Source organism: Lentilactobacillus diolivorans DSM 14421 (genome assembly GCF_001434255.1).
Classification (GTDB): Bacteria; Bacillota; Bacilli; order Lactobacillales; family Lactobacillaceae; genus Lentilactobacillus; species Lentilactobacillus diolivorans.
The window spans coordinates 253,910-269,844 of record NZ_AZEY01000090.1 but is presented as its reverse complement, the minus strand read 5'-3'; the positions used below and the strand labels follow the sequence as shown (position 1 = coordinate 269,844).

At 38.4% G+C, this 15,935-nt stretch carries 17 protein-coding genes and 1 other annotated feature; of the genes, 3 read left to right on the top strand and 14 right to left on the bottom strand.

Annotated elements, in window-relative coordinates; genetic code table 11:
* Nucleotides 1–28: 28 nt before the first annotated feature.
* The 9 genes from FC85_RS10880 to FC85_RS10840 form a co-directional block, all read right to left on the bottom strand.
* Complete coding sequence (locus FC85_RS10880; RefSeq protein ID WP_057865560.1) at nt 29–340, bottom strand: HesB/YadR/YfhF family protein; 312 nt, start codon at nt 338–340, stop codon at nt 29–31.
* A 326-nt stretch (nt 341–666) separates the two neighbouring features.
* Entirely contained in the window at nt 667–1,143 is a 477-nt protein-coding gene (gene greA / locus FC85_RS10875; RefSeq protein ID WP_057865559.1) for a transcription elongation factor GreA, read from the bottom strand.
* 30 nt (nt 1,144–1,173) lie between these two features.
* Nucleotides 1,174–1,848, bottom strand: coding sequence for a uridine kinase (gene udk / locus FC85_RS10870; RefSeq protein ID WP_057865558.1), 675 nt, complete (start codon nt 1,846–1,848; stop codon nt 1,174–1,176).
* Between the two features lie 20 nt (nt 1,849–1,868).
* Nucleotides 1,869–2,990, bottom strand: a complete 1,122-nt coding sequence (gene mltG / locus FC85_RS10865) for an endolytic transglycosylase MltG (RefSeq protein ID WP_057865557.1) — start codon at nt 2,988–2,990, stop codon at nt 1,869–1,871.
* Nucleotides 2,991–3,033: 43 nt separating this feature from the next.
* Complete coding sequence (gene pheT, locus FC85_RS10860) at nt 3,034–5,445, bottom strand: phenylalanine--tRNA ligase subunit beta (RefSeq protein WP_057865556.1); 2,412 nt, start codon at nt 5,443–5,445, stop codon at nt 3,034–3,036.
* A gap of 4 nt (nt 5,446–5,449) precedes the next feature.
* Entirely contained in the window at nt 5,450–6,499 is a 1,050-nt protein-coding gene (pheS, locus tag FC85_RS10855) for a phenylalanine--tRNA ligase subunit alpha (RefSeq protein WP_057865555.1), read from the bottom strand.
* Between the two features lie 45 nt (nt 6,500–6,544).
* Nucleotides 6,545–6,762 (bottom strand) — a binding site (T-box leader).
* A gap of 37 nt (nt 6,763–6,799) precedes the next feature.
* The gene (locus FC85_RS10850; protein WP_057865554.1) at nt 6,800–7,150 is read right to left on the bottom strand and encodes a winged helix-turn-helix transcriptional regulator; all 351 of its coding nucleotides are present in this window, start codon (nt 7,148–7,150) and stop codon (nt 6,800–6,802) included.
* Nucleotides 7,151–7,178: 28 nt separating this feature from the next.
* A complete protein-coding gene (locus FC85_RS10845) occupies nt 7,179–7,676 on the bottom strand; it encodes an HD domain-containing protein (RefSeq protein WP_057865553.1) in 498 nt (165 codons plus the stop codon).
* A gap of 71 nt (nt 7,677–7,747) precedes the next feature.
* Nucleotides 7,748–8,512 (bottom strand): TrmH family RNA methyltransferase, encoded by a 765-nt coding sequence (locus tag FC85_RS10840; protein ID WP_057865552.1) that lies wholly within the window; start codon nt 8,510–8,512, stop codon nt 7,748–7,750.
* A gap of 41 nt (nt 8,513–8,553) precedes the next feature.
* Here FC85_RS10840 and FC85_RS10835 point away from each other — a divergent pair, with 41 nt between their 5' ends.
* Nucleotides 8,554–8,838 carry an acylphosphatase gene (locus FC85_RS10835; RefSeq protein WP_057865551.1) on the top strand — a complete coding sequence of 95 codons (285 nt, stop codon included), beginning with the start codon at nt 8,554–8,556 and terminating at the stop codon, nt 8,836–8,838.
* A gap of 68 nt (nt 8,839–8,906) precedes the next feature.
* On the top strand, nt 8,907–9,935 hold the full coding sequence (gene yidC, locus FC85_RS10830; protein ID WP_057865550.1) for a membrane protein insertase YidC: 1,029 nt from the start codon (nt 8,907–8,909) through the stop codon (nt 9,933–9,935).
* A 180-nt stretch (nt 9,936–10,115) separates the two neighbouring features.
* On the opposite strand, the gene FC85_RS10825 is transcribed toward yidC, so the two are convergent.
* Complete coding sequence (locus FC85_RS10825; RefSeq protein WP_057865549.1) at nt 10,116–11,717, bottom strand: HAMP domain-containing sensor histidine kinase; 1,602 nt, start codon at nt 11,715–11,717, stop codon at nt 10,116–10,118.
* Entirely contained in the window at nt 11,714–12,400 is a 687-nt protein-coding gene (locus FC85_RS10820) for a response regulator transcription factor (RefSeq protein WP_057865548.1), read from the bottom strand. The genes FC85_RS10825 and FC85_RS10820 overlap by 4 nt, the downstream gene beginning before the upstream one ends.
* A gap of 247 nt (nt 12,401–12,647) precedes the next feature.
* Between FC85_RS10820 and adhP the strand changes: the two genes are divergently transcribed.
* Nucleotides 12,648–13,664: an alcohol dehydrogenase AdhP gene (gene adhP, locus FC85_RS10815; RefSeq protein ID WP_057865547.1), complete on the top strand. Its 1,017-nt coding sequence runs from the start codon at nt 12,648–12,650 to the stop codon at nt 13,662–13,664.
* 263 nt (nt 13,665–13,927) lie between these two features.
* Here the strand turns inward: adhP and rpmF are convergent, their stop codons facing one another.
* The 3 genes from rpmF to FC85_RS10800 form a co-directional block, all read right to left on the bottom strand.
* A complete protein-coding gene (gene rpmF, locus FC85_RS10810) occupies nt 13,928–14,101 on the bottom strand; it encodes a 50S ribosomal protein L32 (protein WP_057865546.1) in 174 nt (57 codons plus the stop codon).
* 54 nt (nt 14,102–14,155) lie between these two features.
* On the bottom strand, nt 14,156–14,710 hold the full coding sequence (locus FC85_RS10805) for a DUF177 domain-containing protein (RefSeq protein WP_057865545.1): 555 nt from the start codon (nt 14,708–14,710) through the stop codon (nt 14,156–14,158).
* Nucleotides 14,711–14,791: 81 nt separating this feature from the next.
* Entirely contained in the window at nt 14,792–15,931 is a 1,140-nt protein-coding gene (locus tag FC85_RS10800) for a nucleotidyltransferase (RefSeq protein WP_057865544.1), read from the bottom strand.
* Nucleotides 15,932–15,935 lie beyond the last annotated feature (4 nt).

Sequence of the window (15,935 nt, the reverse complement as noted above, 5' to 3'; positions counted from 1 at the left end):
TTTAACCATACATCGCAAAACATAGTTTTTACAGTTCACCATTTTCAGTGTACGTATAAACAACATTGTCTGGATCCTTTTTGGAATCAAAATCAACAGTTAAATCGTATCCCTTAAAGAACCACTCATCACCGGCGTCAACAAAATAAGTAATGCCATCCTTTTTAGTTTCAGTATAAACTTCCTCTGGATGGTCATCTCGGGTTAATGCGAGCGAAAAGCCATCATGAACCGGTGTTTTTCCATAAACTTTTCCATAGAAACGAACACCATTACCTTCGGCCAGTCCCATTTCATTTTGAAACCATTTGCTTGCAGAATCAGTTACTTCAATTTTCATTTTCCGCACTCTCCCAAATTGTTTTTCTGCGTCTTCTGAATTCGCTTACAACAATTATATCATCGTTCTCATATTTCACAAACAATCACAATCCAATCTTTCAGATAAAGGGCTGCTATTCAGCTAATAAGCGTATTTATTCGGTAACCGCGCTCGAGATCAACCGCCCATAGAATCAATTATTCAAGCATCTGTCACTCCCCACGTATAAAAATCATGATCCGGTCAAAACAAAAAAGGGCCAAAGTAAACTTCATGTTTACCTTAGCCCTTTAAATGAATCTGTTTAGAACTTTGTTATAAGCAAATTCATCAGTTCATTCAAACTATTCAACTTTGGTAATCTTAACCTTCATATCCCCAGCAGGAATTTGAATGGTTACCTGATCATTTAAACGGTGACCCAATAGTCCTTTAGCAATTGGTGAATCATTTGAAATCTTACCAGACATTGGATCAGCTTCGGCAGCTCCAACAATTTGATACGTTTCAGGTTCTTCATCAGGTAGTTCTTGGAATGTAACCCGTTTGCCGACCGTCACTTCATCTTTATCACTTGCGTTAGAATCAATAATTTCAGCGTATTGCAACATGTGTTCAATCGTTGTAATACGACTTTCTAACATACTTTGTTCATCCTTGGCAGATTCATACTCTGAATTTTCCGATAAATCGCCATAACTCCGTGCAATCTTAATACGTTTAACTACTTTAGGACGCTGATTAACTTTAAGATCTTCAAGTTCATTCTTAAGCTTATCGCGGCCCTCTGCAGTCATTGGATATGTTTCATCTTTAGCCATTTAATACGTTCCCCTTTATTCTGAATGATTTTAAATCGATGAATCAAAATTATTCTTAATTTGTTTGTTGCCACGTTTTATTAAAATCGAACGGACCTTCGTTGTCAAGAGGTCAATTGCAACTTGATTCTCGCCACCCTCTGGAACAATGATATCTGCGTAACGTTTTGTTGGTTCAACAAATTGATGATACATTGGCTTAACAGTTGTTAGATACTGTTTAATGATACTATCCAATGATCTGCCTCGTTCACCCATATCACGCTCAATTCGTCTAATTAGCCGAATATCATCATCCGTATCAACGAATACTTTAATATCCATCAAATCACGTAAACGTTTATCATCAAGAAGTAATATCCCTTCAAGGATAATTACCTCACGTGGATCCTGGCGAGTCGTTTTGTGACTTCGTGTCAACAGATTATAATCATAAACCGGTTTTTCAATCGGTTGATAATCAAGCAACTGCTTTAATTGGGTAATCAACAAATCATAATCAAATGCCATTGGATGATCATAATTGACCCTTGCTCGTTCATCCATGGACATATTTGCTTGATCGTTATAATAAGAATCCATTTGTAAAATCATAATCGAATAATTCGAAAGTTGATCAAATATTTTGCGGCTAACAGTTGTTTTGCCACTACCCGAGCCACCAGTGACACCAATCACAACTGGTCGTTTCTTTTGCGTTGTCATTAAGGTTGAAACCTCTCTAGTTAATTATTACTTGATGCATGTTTAGCAATTTGTTGTTGATGCTCTTCGTACGTTTTTGAGTAATACACTTTTTTAGTTTTTGTATTTGCAACAAAATACAGATAATTTTTCTTGCGGTCTAATGGATGCAAAACAGCCTCAATTGAACTAACGCTTGGACTATCAAACGGTCCCGGACCAAAGCCAGCATACTTATACAGATTGTATGGTGAATCATTTTGTAAATCTTTAGTCGTTAATGTTTTGTTATTTCGATGAATAGCATATAATACGGCCACGTCCGACTGAAGCGGCATATTAATATTAATTCGATTAATCAATACGCCCGCCATTTTTCGACGGTCAGTTTGGTTAACGCCCTCTCTTTCAATCAAGGAGGCCAACGTCATGAACTCTTGCATCGTCATATGGGTTTTCTTAATTTGTCGATAGTACGGTGACAAGACCTGATTTGTTTTGGCAACCATTTGAATAACTAATGCCTTTAATGATGTGTTTTTCTTGACTTCATAAGTAGCAGGATATAGATATCCTTCCAATCGATAACGCACCTGCTTTGCCTTCATTGCTGAATTAAGCAGTTGTGGATAATCACTGGCCAAACTCTTAATGAAAGTTTGATCCTTCATTAAGGTTAAAAAATCATTTTGATCAAAATCAGTCGTTAAGGCTACTTGAGAAGCAATTTGATCAACATTGGCGCCTTCACGAACTAAAACCTTTCCCTTGGTACTTTGAATCGGCTGATCGGTCCCACCCTTTTGTAATTGTTGGGCGATCTTTTTCAAACTCATTGATGGTTTTAACTGATAGTAACCAGCCCGGAAGTTGCTCATATTATTTGACTTAACGTAATAGTCAAAAACCATCCCACTCTTCACTATCTTTTTATTCTGAAGAATGGATCCAATCTGTTTATTAGATGCTCCTAGCGGAATATGAACCTGACTAACCTGCGTATTTTGTGGATTCATTGGTTTTAAAGCCTCTTGAAAATACCGGTATCCAAGTAGTCCGGTTGCCACAATTAAAATTGCTAAAATGGTTATGACGGAAATAATGATCCGATGCCCTAGACTTCGGTTGGGTTTGGGGGTTCGTTCATTTGAGTTGTTACTCATCGATAGCTCCTCCTATCTGCTACACTCAATTATATGTTTGAAACTACCTAATTTCCGCCTTTAAGTCATCTGTTAACCGTTTTTTAATCTTTTCAAATGCCGTAGTGACAACTTCATCCTTTAAGGTGTCTCGAGGATTTACATATGTCAGCGAATAAGCCATTGATTTTTTACCATCCGGCACATTTTTACCATCATAAACATCAAAAAGTTGAATATCGCTAAGGTAGGCTCCGCCACGTTTCTTCATAACTGCCAGAATTTGATCATTGGTAATTTGGCGATCAACAACAATCGAAATATCACGTTTAATTGATGGATACTTTGAAATTGGTTGATATTGGTCATCATTTTTCGGCAAATCAATCAATTCCTGAAGATTTAATTCAAACGCGTAAGTTTCTTTAATTTTAAATTGCTTGGTTACTTTCGGATGCACTTGACCAACAAAACCGACGTAATGACCATGAATCGAAATATTCGCAGTTCTTCCAGGATGCATATCAGAATATTGATCAGTAGCTGTATATTCAATATCACCATTAATGCCAAGGTTAATGAGAAATTGGTTGACAATGCCTTTCATCTGGTAAAAATCAACTGGGTTAATATGATTATTCCAAGCTGGATTGTCAAAATTACCAGTAATAACTCCAGCGATATGTTCAACCTCTTCTGGGCGAACTTGGTCAATATTGTCCTTATAAAAGACACGTCCGGATTCGTATAATGCCACATCATTGACCTTGTGGGCATGATTATAAGCAACATCGTCAAGCAAGCCGCTTAATAAGTTCATCCGCAAAACGGCATGGTCTTGTGTCATTGGTGAAAGTAGTTTTGTCACCTCACTTTGACGCATCAAGAACATTTTGGCTTTGGATTCTGTTGTTAATGAATATGAAATAGCCTGGGTTAGCCCCAAACCTTCGAGTATTTGCCGAGATGCCCGTTGAACCTTCTGAGGCTGAGTCAAAACACCAATCGTTTGTCGACCAGTTGGCAAGGTTGCAGGTAGCTTATCATAGCCATAAATTCGCGCCACTTCTTCAAATAAATCAGCATCGATGTGGATATCCCATCGTCGAGCAGGAATTGTAACATTCAAGCCATCTTCATGATCCTCACTCGTAAATCCCAGCCGATCAAAAATTTTCTTAATTTCAGCCAGGGTTAATTTAGTCCCCAAAACATGGTTTGTTCGTTCAGCGGTCATAAAAATTGTGGGCAACTCTGGATGATAGTCAGCTGCCGTGACAATTCCGGTTGCGATCTTACCGCCAGCTAAGGTTTGGATCATATTAGCAGCCTCGTCAATAGCTGCCTCAACTGTGTCCGGGTTAATGCCACGTTCAAATCGTTGTGAGGCTTCAGAGTGCAAAACATGGCGCTGCGCAGTCTTACGAATTCTAATCGAGTCAAAAATAGCTGATTCTAAGACCACACTAGTCGTCTGGTCATCAATTTGAGTATTAAATCCACCCATAACACCTGCAATTGCAATTGGATGATCATTATCCGCAATAACAATATCATTGGTTGATAGTTCATGATCTTCCTCATCAAGCGTCGTAATTTTTTCACCTTGTTGAGCCAAACGAACCTGAATATTACCATCAATTTTATCTTGGTCAAATGAATGAAGTGGTTGACCGTATTTTAATAAAATATAATTTGTCACATCAACAACGTTATTAATCGGCCGAACACCAGCATTCCATAAGGTAATTTGCAACCACGATGGACTTGGTGCAACCTTCACACCCTTGATAACTCTCAATTTATATGTTTTAGCCAAACTCGAATCAGCGGTTGCTGAAATTTCTTGATTCACATCAATTTGTGAGTCCTCATTAGCAACTGGTGTTTTGATATCGGCATGTTGATCATAAATAGCAGCCAATTCATGAACGGTCCCTAAAATGCTTAACATGTCACCACGATTAGGAGTGACGTCCAAATCAATAATCGGATCATCCATTCCTAAATAATGATAAACAGGTTCGCCAACTGGAACACTGTCGTCAAAAACATAAATGCCGTCTGCCCACTCCTTTGGAACGACATCTTTGCTAAACCCAATTTCATCAAGTGCACAAATCATTCCCTCAGATTCAACGCCACGCATTTTAGAACGCTTAATTTTAACATTGCCACCAATTCTAGAGCCGGGCAAGGCAACAATAACCTTTTGATCAGCTGCTACATTGGGTGCCCCACACACAATTTGTAATGGCTGATCTTCACCAACATCAACTTCACAAATGTGTAAGTGATCTGATTCAGGATGATCTTTCATGGACAAAATATGACCAATGACAAGTTTCTTCAACCCAGTTTGAGCAACGTCAACTGAGTCAACTTCAACCGCTGTCCGCTCAATCTTTTCACCCAGATCTTTTGCTGGCATATTAAGATCTAAATATTGTTTCAGCCATTTATAAGATACTTTCATTACTTTAATTACCTCTCTTGTTGAATTGATTTAGGAAACGAACATCATCGAGATAAAAATCACGAATATCATCGACCCCATATTTAAGCATTGCAAATCGATCAGGACCGACACCAAAAGCAAAGCCGCCGTATACCTTTGAATCAACTCCAGCCATATTCAAAACATTTGGGTGAACCATTCCGGCGCCCAGTACTTCAATCCAACCGGTATGTTTGCAAACATCGCAACCCTTTCCCATACAGTTAAAGCATGTCACATCGACTTCAACAGAAGGCTCAGTAAATGGAAAATAACTCGGTCTGAGACGAATATCGAATTTATTGCCAAAAATTTTTTGGGCCATTGTGATCAGAGTGCCCTTTAAATCGGCCATTGTAATATGCTCATCAATGACCAACCCTTCAACCTGATGAAATTGATGTGAATGAGTTGGATCATCAGTATCACGCCGATAAACAATTCCTGGTGAAATCATTTTTAAAGGCCCCTTTGAAAAATCATGCTTTTCTAAGGCTCGGGCTTGCATGGGTGATGTTTGCGATCTCATTAAAATTTCTTTGCTAATGTAAAAGGTATCTTGCATATCACGCGCTGGGTGGTTTTTAGGCAAATTCATCCGTTCAAAGTTATACTTATCCTCTTCAACTTCTGGACCTTGTAAAACTTCATAGCCCATCCCTAAAAACAAATCGACAAATTCATCAATGATTTGCTGAATCACGTGTGGTTGGCCTTGTGAAACCGGTTTTCCAGGTAATGTAACATCAATCTTTTCTTCTGCCAACTGAGCATCTAACTGTGCCTGTTCCAGTTGATCTCGGTGTTGTGTAACTGCCTGAGCAATTGCATCACGAATCTTATTTGCATAACTACCAACTTCAGGCCGTTCTTCAGGTTTCAAATCTTTAATCCCTCTAAGCGCGGCCGTAATTGGTCCTTTTTTCCCTAATAAATGAACCCGAATTTCGTTGAGCTTTTTTAAATCACTGACTTGTTTAATATCAGTTAATCCTTTTTCCTTAATTTCAGTGAGTTGATCACGTAATGACATAGTATCCCTCCAATTTATTTTTAGCCACAAAAAAAGCCTCGCCCACAAAGGGACGAAGCAACGCGGTACCACCCTAATTTGCCATCTTAAGAAATGACACACTTAGAATCGTTAACGGTGATTACCGGAAAATTTTTCGTTATAAATAACTCCCAATTTCAGCTCGAAAAATGAATTCGAATAATTGACCTTCTCTGTTCACACCAACCACAGATTCGCTGACCAAGTTAATTATCTACTACTTTTTTCTCAAACGCATTTACTTAATGAATGATAATCTAAAACAAAAAAATGGTCAAGCTAACTTTCGTCGCTTGGATACCATTTTTCAGACCATGAATGAATTGCATCCATAATTGGTGCTAATTCTTTTCCTTGTTCAGTTAATGAATACTCGATTAATGATGATTCAGGGAATTCCTTTCGGACAACAACCCCGTCCTCCTCAAGCTCCCGCAATCGTTCTACAAGAACGCGATCACTACACTTAGGAATCTGACGTGCAACTTCACGAAAACGCAAGGCACCTTCTTGCAATAAAACATCAATAATTAAACCATTCCATTTCTTTCCCAAAAATGAGAACGTCTTTTCAAACCTTGGACAAAGAAAATAGTTGATTGGATTTCGTAAACCAATACTTTCTCGCATAGTTTCCCCTCCTTAAATTGAACGATATTTATTTACTGGTTTCAATACGTTGTAAACGACTCTTAATTTTAGTTCGTAACGGGCTTAGAAACTCATGAACTGCTTCATAATCGTCAACCAACGATACGATAACACTTTCTTCGTACTTCGGTCGGGCAAGAGTTAATCCCCACATATGCTTCAAGATAATGTCTTTTTCAATTGGAGAAAGCTCAGTTATCTTTTCAGCATTTCTAAGGGCAACTCGTGGATGAATAAACGCATGAGAACCCAAATCAAACTTAGTTGTCCGCCAATCATAGAAAAACAAATCATGAAGTAAGCCGGCACGGGCAACCGCACGGTAGTCCAATTTCCGTCGCTTCGCAATTTTATAACTATCAAAGGAAACCGCTAGAGAATGCTCAAGCCTGGTTGAGTGATGGTGTTGTTTATAATTGGCCATTTTTTTCACAGTCTTATTTGCTAACAAATCGGCAACTATATCACAATATTCAGAATCATTTTTCCATTCATCCTTTTGCATGTAATACCCCTTTACCCTTTATTAACTGATATGATACTAGGAATACTTGTAAATAGCAATGAAAACGAACATTATTTACAAAAATGAAAAATTAAAATACCAGTGGCCACCGCAACATTTAACGATTCGGCTTCACCATTCATCGGAATATACAAATTTTGACTTGTCCAACTAAGGATTTCAGGATCGACACCATTTCCTTCATTCCCCATTACCAGGCCAAACTTCTTCGTTGGTTGGACATCATAGTAAGAAATTGCCTGATCATTGAGTTCGGTTCCGTATGTTGGCACCCCGTTCTTTTTAAATGCGGTCATCCAATCAATCAAGTCTCCGGCAAAAAGCCGCATGTGAAATTGGCTACCTTGCATTGAACGAACAACTTTGGGATTATAGATATCAGCGGATCCTTTTCCAAAAACGACACCATTCATTCCGGCTGCATCCGCTGTTCGAACCATCGTGCCAATATTACCTGGATCTTGAATACTATCTAATAACAACCATGAACCGTCCAGATCGTCGGGAATCGTTTCATGATAATCTTCAGTTGCGAGAACGGCAAAAACGCCCTGTGGTGTTTCAGTTGCGGCAATATGTTTGGCAATTTCAGGTGTAATCACATAGACTTCTGTAGCGGAGTCGACCGGTAGGTTTTCCAAGTACGTCTCATCAGTAACCATCAGGGCTTGGAGCTGTTTATGATGTTTAATTGCTTCGTCAACAATGTGCCAGCCTTCAATGACATATTGGCCAGATTTGACCCGTCCCTTTTTTGACTGCATTTTGGTCCATTCTTTAACACGTGAATTTTGATTTGAAGTAATTTTTTGCATATCGTTCTCCTTTATCAAACTAATTTTAGGTGGTTAATATCATGAACAAGACAATTAAGTCAGTTAAAATAATCATTTCTGGACACGTCCAGGGAGTTGGGTTTCGCTACTCAACGATTCAAGTGGCAAAACACTATAACATATCTGGTTGGGTAAAAAACAACTTAGACGGTACAGTCGAAATTGTTGCCAGTGGTCAGGAAGATAAACTAGATTCATTTATTAACAAAATTAAAAGTTCACCAACGCCGTTCGCCCGGATTTATGACGTCACAATTAATTATATATCCAATTATGAGCAAAAGGGCTTTAATGTAAAATATTAAATTGAAAACTAGTGGATAATCGAGTAATATTACTCTTGTTTACATCTAAATTAAGAAAGGTCTTATCAATGAAAAAAATTAAGCATTTTACGACCCTTGGAATATTATCAACGATTGCATTATTCCTAAGTGGTTGTGTTCGGACGACCAAATCTGGCAAACCATACGGATTTGTGTATGATTATCTAGCTCGACCCGCTCAATCAGTTATGGAAATGATCGCACAATTTGTAGGGAGCTATGGATGGGCAATTATCGTGCTAACTGTTCTTGTCAGAATTTTGTTGTTGCCAATCATGGTTCGCCAAATGAAGGCGTCAACAATTCAACAAGAAAAAATGCAGATGGTTCGACCACAAATGCGTGAGATCCAAAAACGACAGCGTGAAGCTCAAACTCAAGAAGAAAAAGCAGCTGTTAGTCAAGCCATGATGAAACTTTATCAGCAAAACGGAATCTCAATGACAGGCGGAATTGGCTGTTTACCGTTGTTAATCCAAATGCCGGTATTTGCTGCTCTTTACGCAGCCATTCGCTATTCTCCAGAATTATCCCATACGGTGTTTATGGGCATTCGCTTGGGACAGTCAAGTTGGATTTTAGCTTTGCTATCATTTCTATCTTATCTACTTCAGGGTTACTTAACGTTACTCGGAACTCCTAAAGCTCAGAAGAAACAAATGGGCGCGATGATGTTAATGAGTCCTGTCATGATCCTGGTGTTCACTCTTTCGGCTCCAGCCGGTTTAGGAATTTACTTCTTTATCGGTGGTCTGTTTGCCTGTGTTCAAACCGTTATCATTAACATGTACCGACCAAGAATTCGAAAGAACATTGCAAAGGAAATGGATGGCAAAAAGCCAGTCTCAGTCGAAGATTTGTTACCTAAATCAACCGTTGCTGAAAATCAGGGCAGCCATGAGACTTCGGGGACAACAATTCATCACCGAAACCGCCAACGAAATGCTGGTAAGCAACGAAATGCAGGTCCACAAAATCGATCTCATTCCGAAAATACCACAACCACAAGTAGCGAAACACCTGAGCCCAAACCGACAAATCGCAATCGAAATGCCGGCAAACAACATCGAAAATAAGCATCACTAGTTATAGCAGCTAGATTAGCCAGTGTTAATTTAAATTCTGCACCAAAAATAACCTGAACCTCCCAATATGGGAAGCTCAGGTTATTTTTTCTTAATTTCATTTATTCTTTGCAAGCCCATTAGTAATAATCTAACCGAATCAAAAACGTCGAATTTTCGCTAAAAATAGTCTTAATCATCCTCATTATCATGATTTAAATCTTTTTTTGAATCACGATCACTTGAGTGTTTAACAGTTTTTATTCCAGGAATTGGATTTTCAGCATTATCATCTTCCTCAGGCATATTCTGCATGATCGGTAAATTAATTTGGAAAATTGATCCGTAACCCAGCGAACTTTCAATTGTGATGTTACCATGATAAGCTTCAATTAATCTGTGGGCAATTGACAATCCTAATCCATTACCGCCCTTATCCCGACTTCGTGCTTTATCAACTCGATAAAACCGATTAAAAACTTTATCAATGTCTTCCTGAGAAATCCCTTCACCAAAATCCTGAACCGCAATATTAACAGTCGCCATTGCCGTTGACAAGGATAAGTGGACCTCTTTACGTTTTTCAGAATATTTAATGGCATTATCAAGTAGAATAACCAATACTTGCTCCAAATGATTCCGATAAATTTTAACATAAACCCCGTCATGAGTATCATCATCCAAAGTAAACGTAAAATCTGGATGAATCATTTTGAAATCATTGTACACTTGACCCACAACTTCATTAACATTCGTAATTTCTTCTCCGTAATTCAACTCGATCTGCTCAGCTCTTGACAGATCAAGCATTTCCGAAACTAAACTCTTCATTCGCTTTGTCTCCTGCAAAGAGGCATTCAGAGATTCCTTAAGGACTTCAGGATCGTCCTTTCCCCAACGAAGAAGCATTTCGATATGGCCTTGAATAACTGCCACTGGCGTTCGTAATTCATGAGAAACATCCTCGACGAACTGCTGTTGTTGATCAATATATCGCTGTGTTTGATCCAACATGCTATTTAGTAAATCAGCCAAATCTGATAATTCATCATGAGTATTTAATTCTGGTACTCGAACGTCTGCATCTGGATCGCTTTTAACTTTATTAATTGTGTTCTGAATCTCATTAATTGGCCTTAACAACTCGGCAACTAAAATGTAGGCAAAAATCATGGCAATTAAAACGGAAATCAATACCAGAATCGCCAAAATGGCTAACAACTTTCGCGCAGTAGCATGATAACTGCTAAGCTTGTCTGTTACCTGTGCATACCCTAAAAGTGAGCCATTCTTTTTCGACAATAACGGCTCAGTACCAACCATGACCTTTTTTCCGTTTAATTTTGTCATGGCAATCTTTCGTTTATCAGAAGAATGAAAATCAACTGCATCTTTTCGAGACTCAAAAAGTTGCTTTCCATTAACCCCGTATACATTCACTAAGATATTATCACGTGAAAAATTAACAATGAGCGAATCCGAATAGATATTGTCATCATTATCTTGTGAACTATCCAAAACTTGACCATCGTCGCCGGAGATTCGCGGGCGCAGATAGCGATTAACATCTTTACGTCCCAGAGGGGAAGCGTAGTTCGTTAATCTTGAGGAAACGGTTGTTAGTGTGTTACTGATATGCATACGCTCTTGCTCAAGTAAAACATTTGTAAACCTGTTAAAAATTAAAACCGAAAAAACAACAACGATCGCCAAAACACCAATGGATGTAAAAAAAGCCCACTTCCACTTCAGCGAGATTTTTCGTTTGTTACCTTTGCTATTGGAATCAGTCATGACCTCATCACGTACCCGGTGCCTCGAACCGTTTGGATATAACTATTTTCACCTGGTCGGTCAATTTTATTTCGTAAATATCTAATATAGACGTCAACTACATTAGTCTCAACTTCTGAGTCGTATCCCCAAACTTTAGTAAGTAGAACATCTCTTGCAAGAACAACGTCAACATTTTCCATTAATGTCAATAAAAGCTCATATTCGCGTTTCGTTAAATTAATCACTTCATCGCCTCGGCGAACGATGCGACTTTCCTTTTCAATCGTTAAATCTTTAAATGTAACCGATTTTTTATTGCTCTTTTGTTGATCATTCTCAATTTGAATTCGGCGAAGTAATGCCCGAATTCGAGCCAATAATTCCTCAATTGCAAATGGCTTAACAATATAATCATCAGCACCATGATCAAAGCCAGAAACACGATCAATCACTGAATCTCTGGCGGTCATCATAATAATTGGTGTGTTCTTCTTTTCCCGCAATCTGCGAGCAACTTCCATTCCGTTCAACTCCGGCAGCATTAAATCTAACAGGATAACATCAAAATTATCATCTATTGCTGCTTGTAAACCCGTACGTCCATTTAATTCAACTTGGGTTTCGTATCCTTCGTGTTTTAATTCAAGTTCGACGAAGCGCGCCAAATTCTTTTCGTCTTCAATAATCAAAATTCGACTCATAAATAATCAGCTCTCCTAAAGTATCTTAATTTGTTTATTATATGCATTGAAATATTTTAACATAACTCTCATTTTACCATAATTATGAGAATTATAGTGTTTTACTTTAATAAATCGAAGCAATCTTAAGGTTTGGAAATATTTTTCATTTTTATGCTAATTGTGTATTTTTTCACTTGAATAAAGTGAAACCTCCATTTATAATGAACCTGTGTTGAAAAAATATTACAAAAAAGGATGATTTTAAATGAAAGCAGCAGTTGTACGAGATCCTGTAGATGGATATGTAGACATTAAAGATGTCACACTTCGCCCAATCCATGAAGGTGAAGCATTGGTTAAGGTTGAATATTGTGGTTTATGTCACACAGATTTACACGTTGCCGCTGGTGACTTTGGAAAAGTGCCAGGAAGAATCATTGGTCACGAAGGTGTCGGTCGCGTCATTCAAGTTGCCGATGATGTTGATAATTTGAAGATTGGTGATCGGGTTTCAATTGCTTGGTTTTATAGAGGATGCGGCCACTGTGAGTATTGTACCACTGGTCGTGAAACACTTTGCCGGAATGTCCAAAACTCAGGATTCTCAGTTGATGGTGCAATGGCCGAACAGGTTATTGTTCCAGCTGACTACGCTGTTAAAGTTCCTGACGGCCTTGATCCGGTTCAAGCAACATCATTAACTTGTGCCGGTGTCACCATGTATAAAGCACTCAAAGTTGGCCAAACTCGACCAGGTCAATGGGTTGAAGTTGTTGGTGCGGGTGGTCTTGGTAACCTTGCTGTCCAATTCGCCCACAACGTTTTTGGCGCACATGTCGTTGCCGTTGATGGTAATCCGGATAAATTAAATGCTGCCAAAGAAAATGGTGCCGATATTACGATTAATCGTCATGATCCTGATGTTGCCGAACAAATTCAAAAGAAAGTCGGCGGTGTTCATAACGCTCAAATTACCGCCGTTACAACTGAAGCTTTCACAACCTCCGTTAATGCATTACGTCCGGATGGTCGCTTGGTAGCCGTTGCTCTTCCTAAGGGTGATATGGCACTTAACATTGATAAGACTGTTTTGGATGGTATTCAAGTTGCCGGTTCATTGGTTGGTACTCGTCAAGACTTGGCAGAAACCTTCCAATTTGGTTCTGAGGGTAAGGTCACACCAATCGTTAAGACTCGTCGCTTAGATGAAGTTAACGACATTATCGATGAAATGAAAGCCAACAAGATTGTTGGTCGAATGGTTGTCGATTTTACTAAGTAATTTGGCTTAACCTTCTTAATGATTAAACAGTTTGGCATTTCATGCCAAGCTGTTTTTTTGTGCAGCAAAACACATTTTACTAAAACTGTAAAAGTTTTACATATAAAAACGTAATAATTATCCATTAACTAATTTCATTCAATTTTGCTTTGTTGCTGACAAACTTTTATAATACCTATTGTTTCAGAAAAAAATTAACTACCTTTAGACAACAAAAAAACAACCTAGAATCCATGGCGTTCTAAGTTGTTTTAAATTAGGTCTTACTTATTCTTTAAAACTTTACGACCTTTATAAAAGCCAGATGGTGAAACGTGATGTGGCATGGTATATTCACCGGTCTTTGGGTCAAGACTCAAGTTAGGAGTCGTTAACTTAATGTGACCGCGGCGCATACGTTTACGCGCCTTTGATGTTCTACGTGCTGGTGTAGCCATTTTCTTTCCCTCCTCGTTGAATAAAATATCCACTAGTGAAATTTTAAAGTCCGGTTATTTTGAATGATCATCTTTAAAGAAGTTCTTCAATTTTTCCAGACGTGGATCAACAGTTTTAAGTTCCGCCTTCTGATTTTGATAGTCATCTAATGAAAGAACCTTCCAATCATCACCACTTGGCATGTGATCGCCAGTGGCCTCTTCAGGCGTTAAAATGTGCATAGGAATATGCAAAATTACGTTATCAATGACAGCTGATTGAATATCAACCTCATCTTCCTCATCGAGAACAAAAACAACGTCGTCTTTACTATACCTTGATTCAGCAATCTTTGAAGGAACATAAAATTCCTCAACGGTAAAATCAAGTGGTAAATGAACCGGCTTTAATGATCTTGAAGATGGTACCACTAGTTCACCAACAATGTGAGTATCAATTACGACATCACCACGATCGGCAAAAGCAGTACCATCGATACTAAAGCTCGAAGCATCGATAACTTCATCAGCATATCGATCTAACAATTCTTCTTTAATATTGAGAGTTTCATTGAACGTAAATGGATCAGTACCAGAGTACTTCTGTAAATCTTTAAAGTACCATTTCAATGTAATTCCTCCAATGCAACAAAACTTATTATACCGGCAACAAAAAGGCTTGTCAAGGTGTTTTCCTTGATAGGAACTTGTTCAATTTCCAATGATTAGCGGATGCCGATAATAATCTTGGGACTTATTATTAATCATTTGAAAGAGCATTCCTGCTCCAAAGTCCATCTGCAACCAATTTTTGACAACCTCTTCATTTACCTTTGTAATCAATGGCAACTTAAGTTTGTTTTTAATCTGATTTAAATATACCTGCCCGTTCTTACTAAAACCCAACAGTCGTAAATAATTGGGCTGATTTAACATCTGCGCTTCAGTTGCATGTAACAGCACATACGTACATAGCCGTTGGATTCGAGTATAAGTGTATCGTTTAGTTTTGACAAGGTGTAAAAATGTTTTGAAGGTATCAGCTTTAATCGCACAACGTTTTAACCGATATTCAATTCCTTCTGTCATTTGGTAAATCTGATGCAATTGAGAAATGGGTGCTTCCACTAATTCAAATCGAAGCAATGGCCAAAAGTCATTCCAAGTAATGGGACGTTGCCCTTGAATCATGGAAAAAGTTGAACGTGGCACAAACTTATTGACTTCAGAAACGAGATCGCTGTGAATTGCGTTGCGAATTGCAGAGGCACTGGCAATTAACCCCGATGGCGATAATTTGTCCTGATTATGATCACTACCGATCCGCTGAATTGGAACCAAGTTTAATGGTGAACCAAGATTAAAATTGGCGTTTGAATACCCAAATGCCAGAATATCATTGGGTTGGTTTAATTGAATACCCGTTTTCTTCTTTAAATAGTCCTGGAAAATTGAAGCATACGGTCGATCAAATTGTCTGAAACTGGCATCGCGTTCCGGCTGATTTTTAATTAATTTAAGATAATCTATATTGGGATTTTCTGCCCCAAACGCTAACCAGCGGCAATTCATGGCTGTAATTAAACGTACCGCACCAGTCGAAAAAATATGAGACGGCTGAACAGCTGAAAAAAACGGTAATTCAATAACAATATCAACACCATTATTAATTGCCGCTCTTGTTCGCTCCCACTTGTCATAAATAGCTGGTTCACCACGTTGTAGCCAATTACCACTCATCACAGCAACGACAATATCAGCGCCGGTTATCTGCTTTGCCCGTTGCAATTGATAAAGATGTCCATTATGAAATGGATTATATTCAGAAACAATTCCAACAGCTGAAAGCATTAAT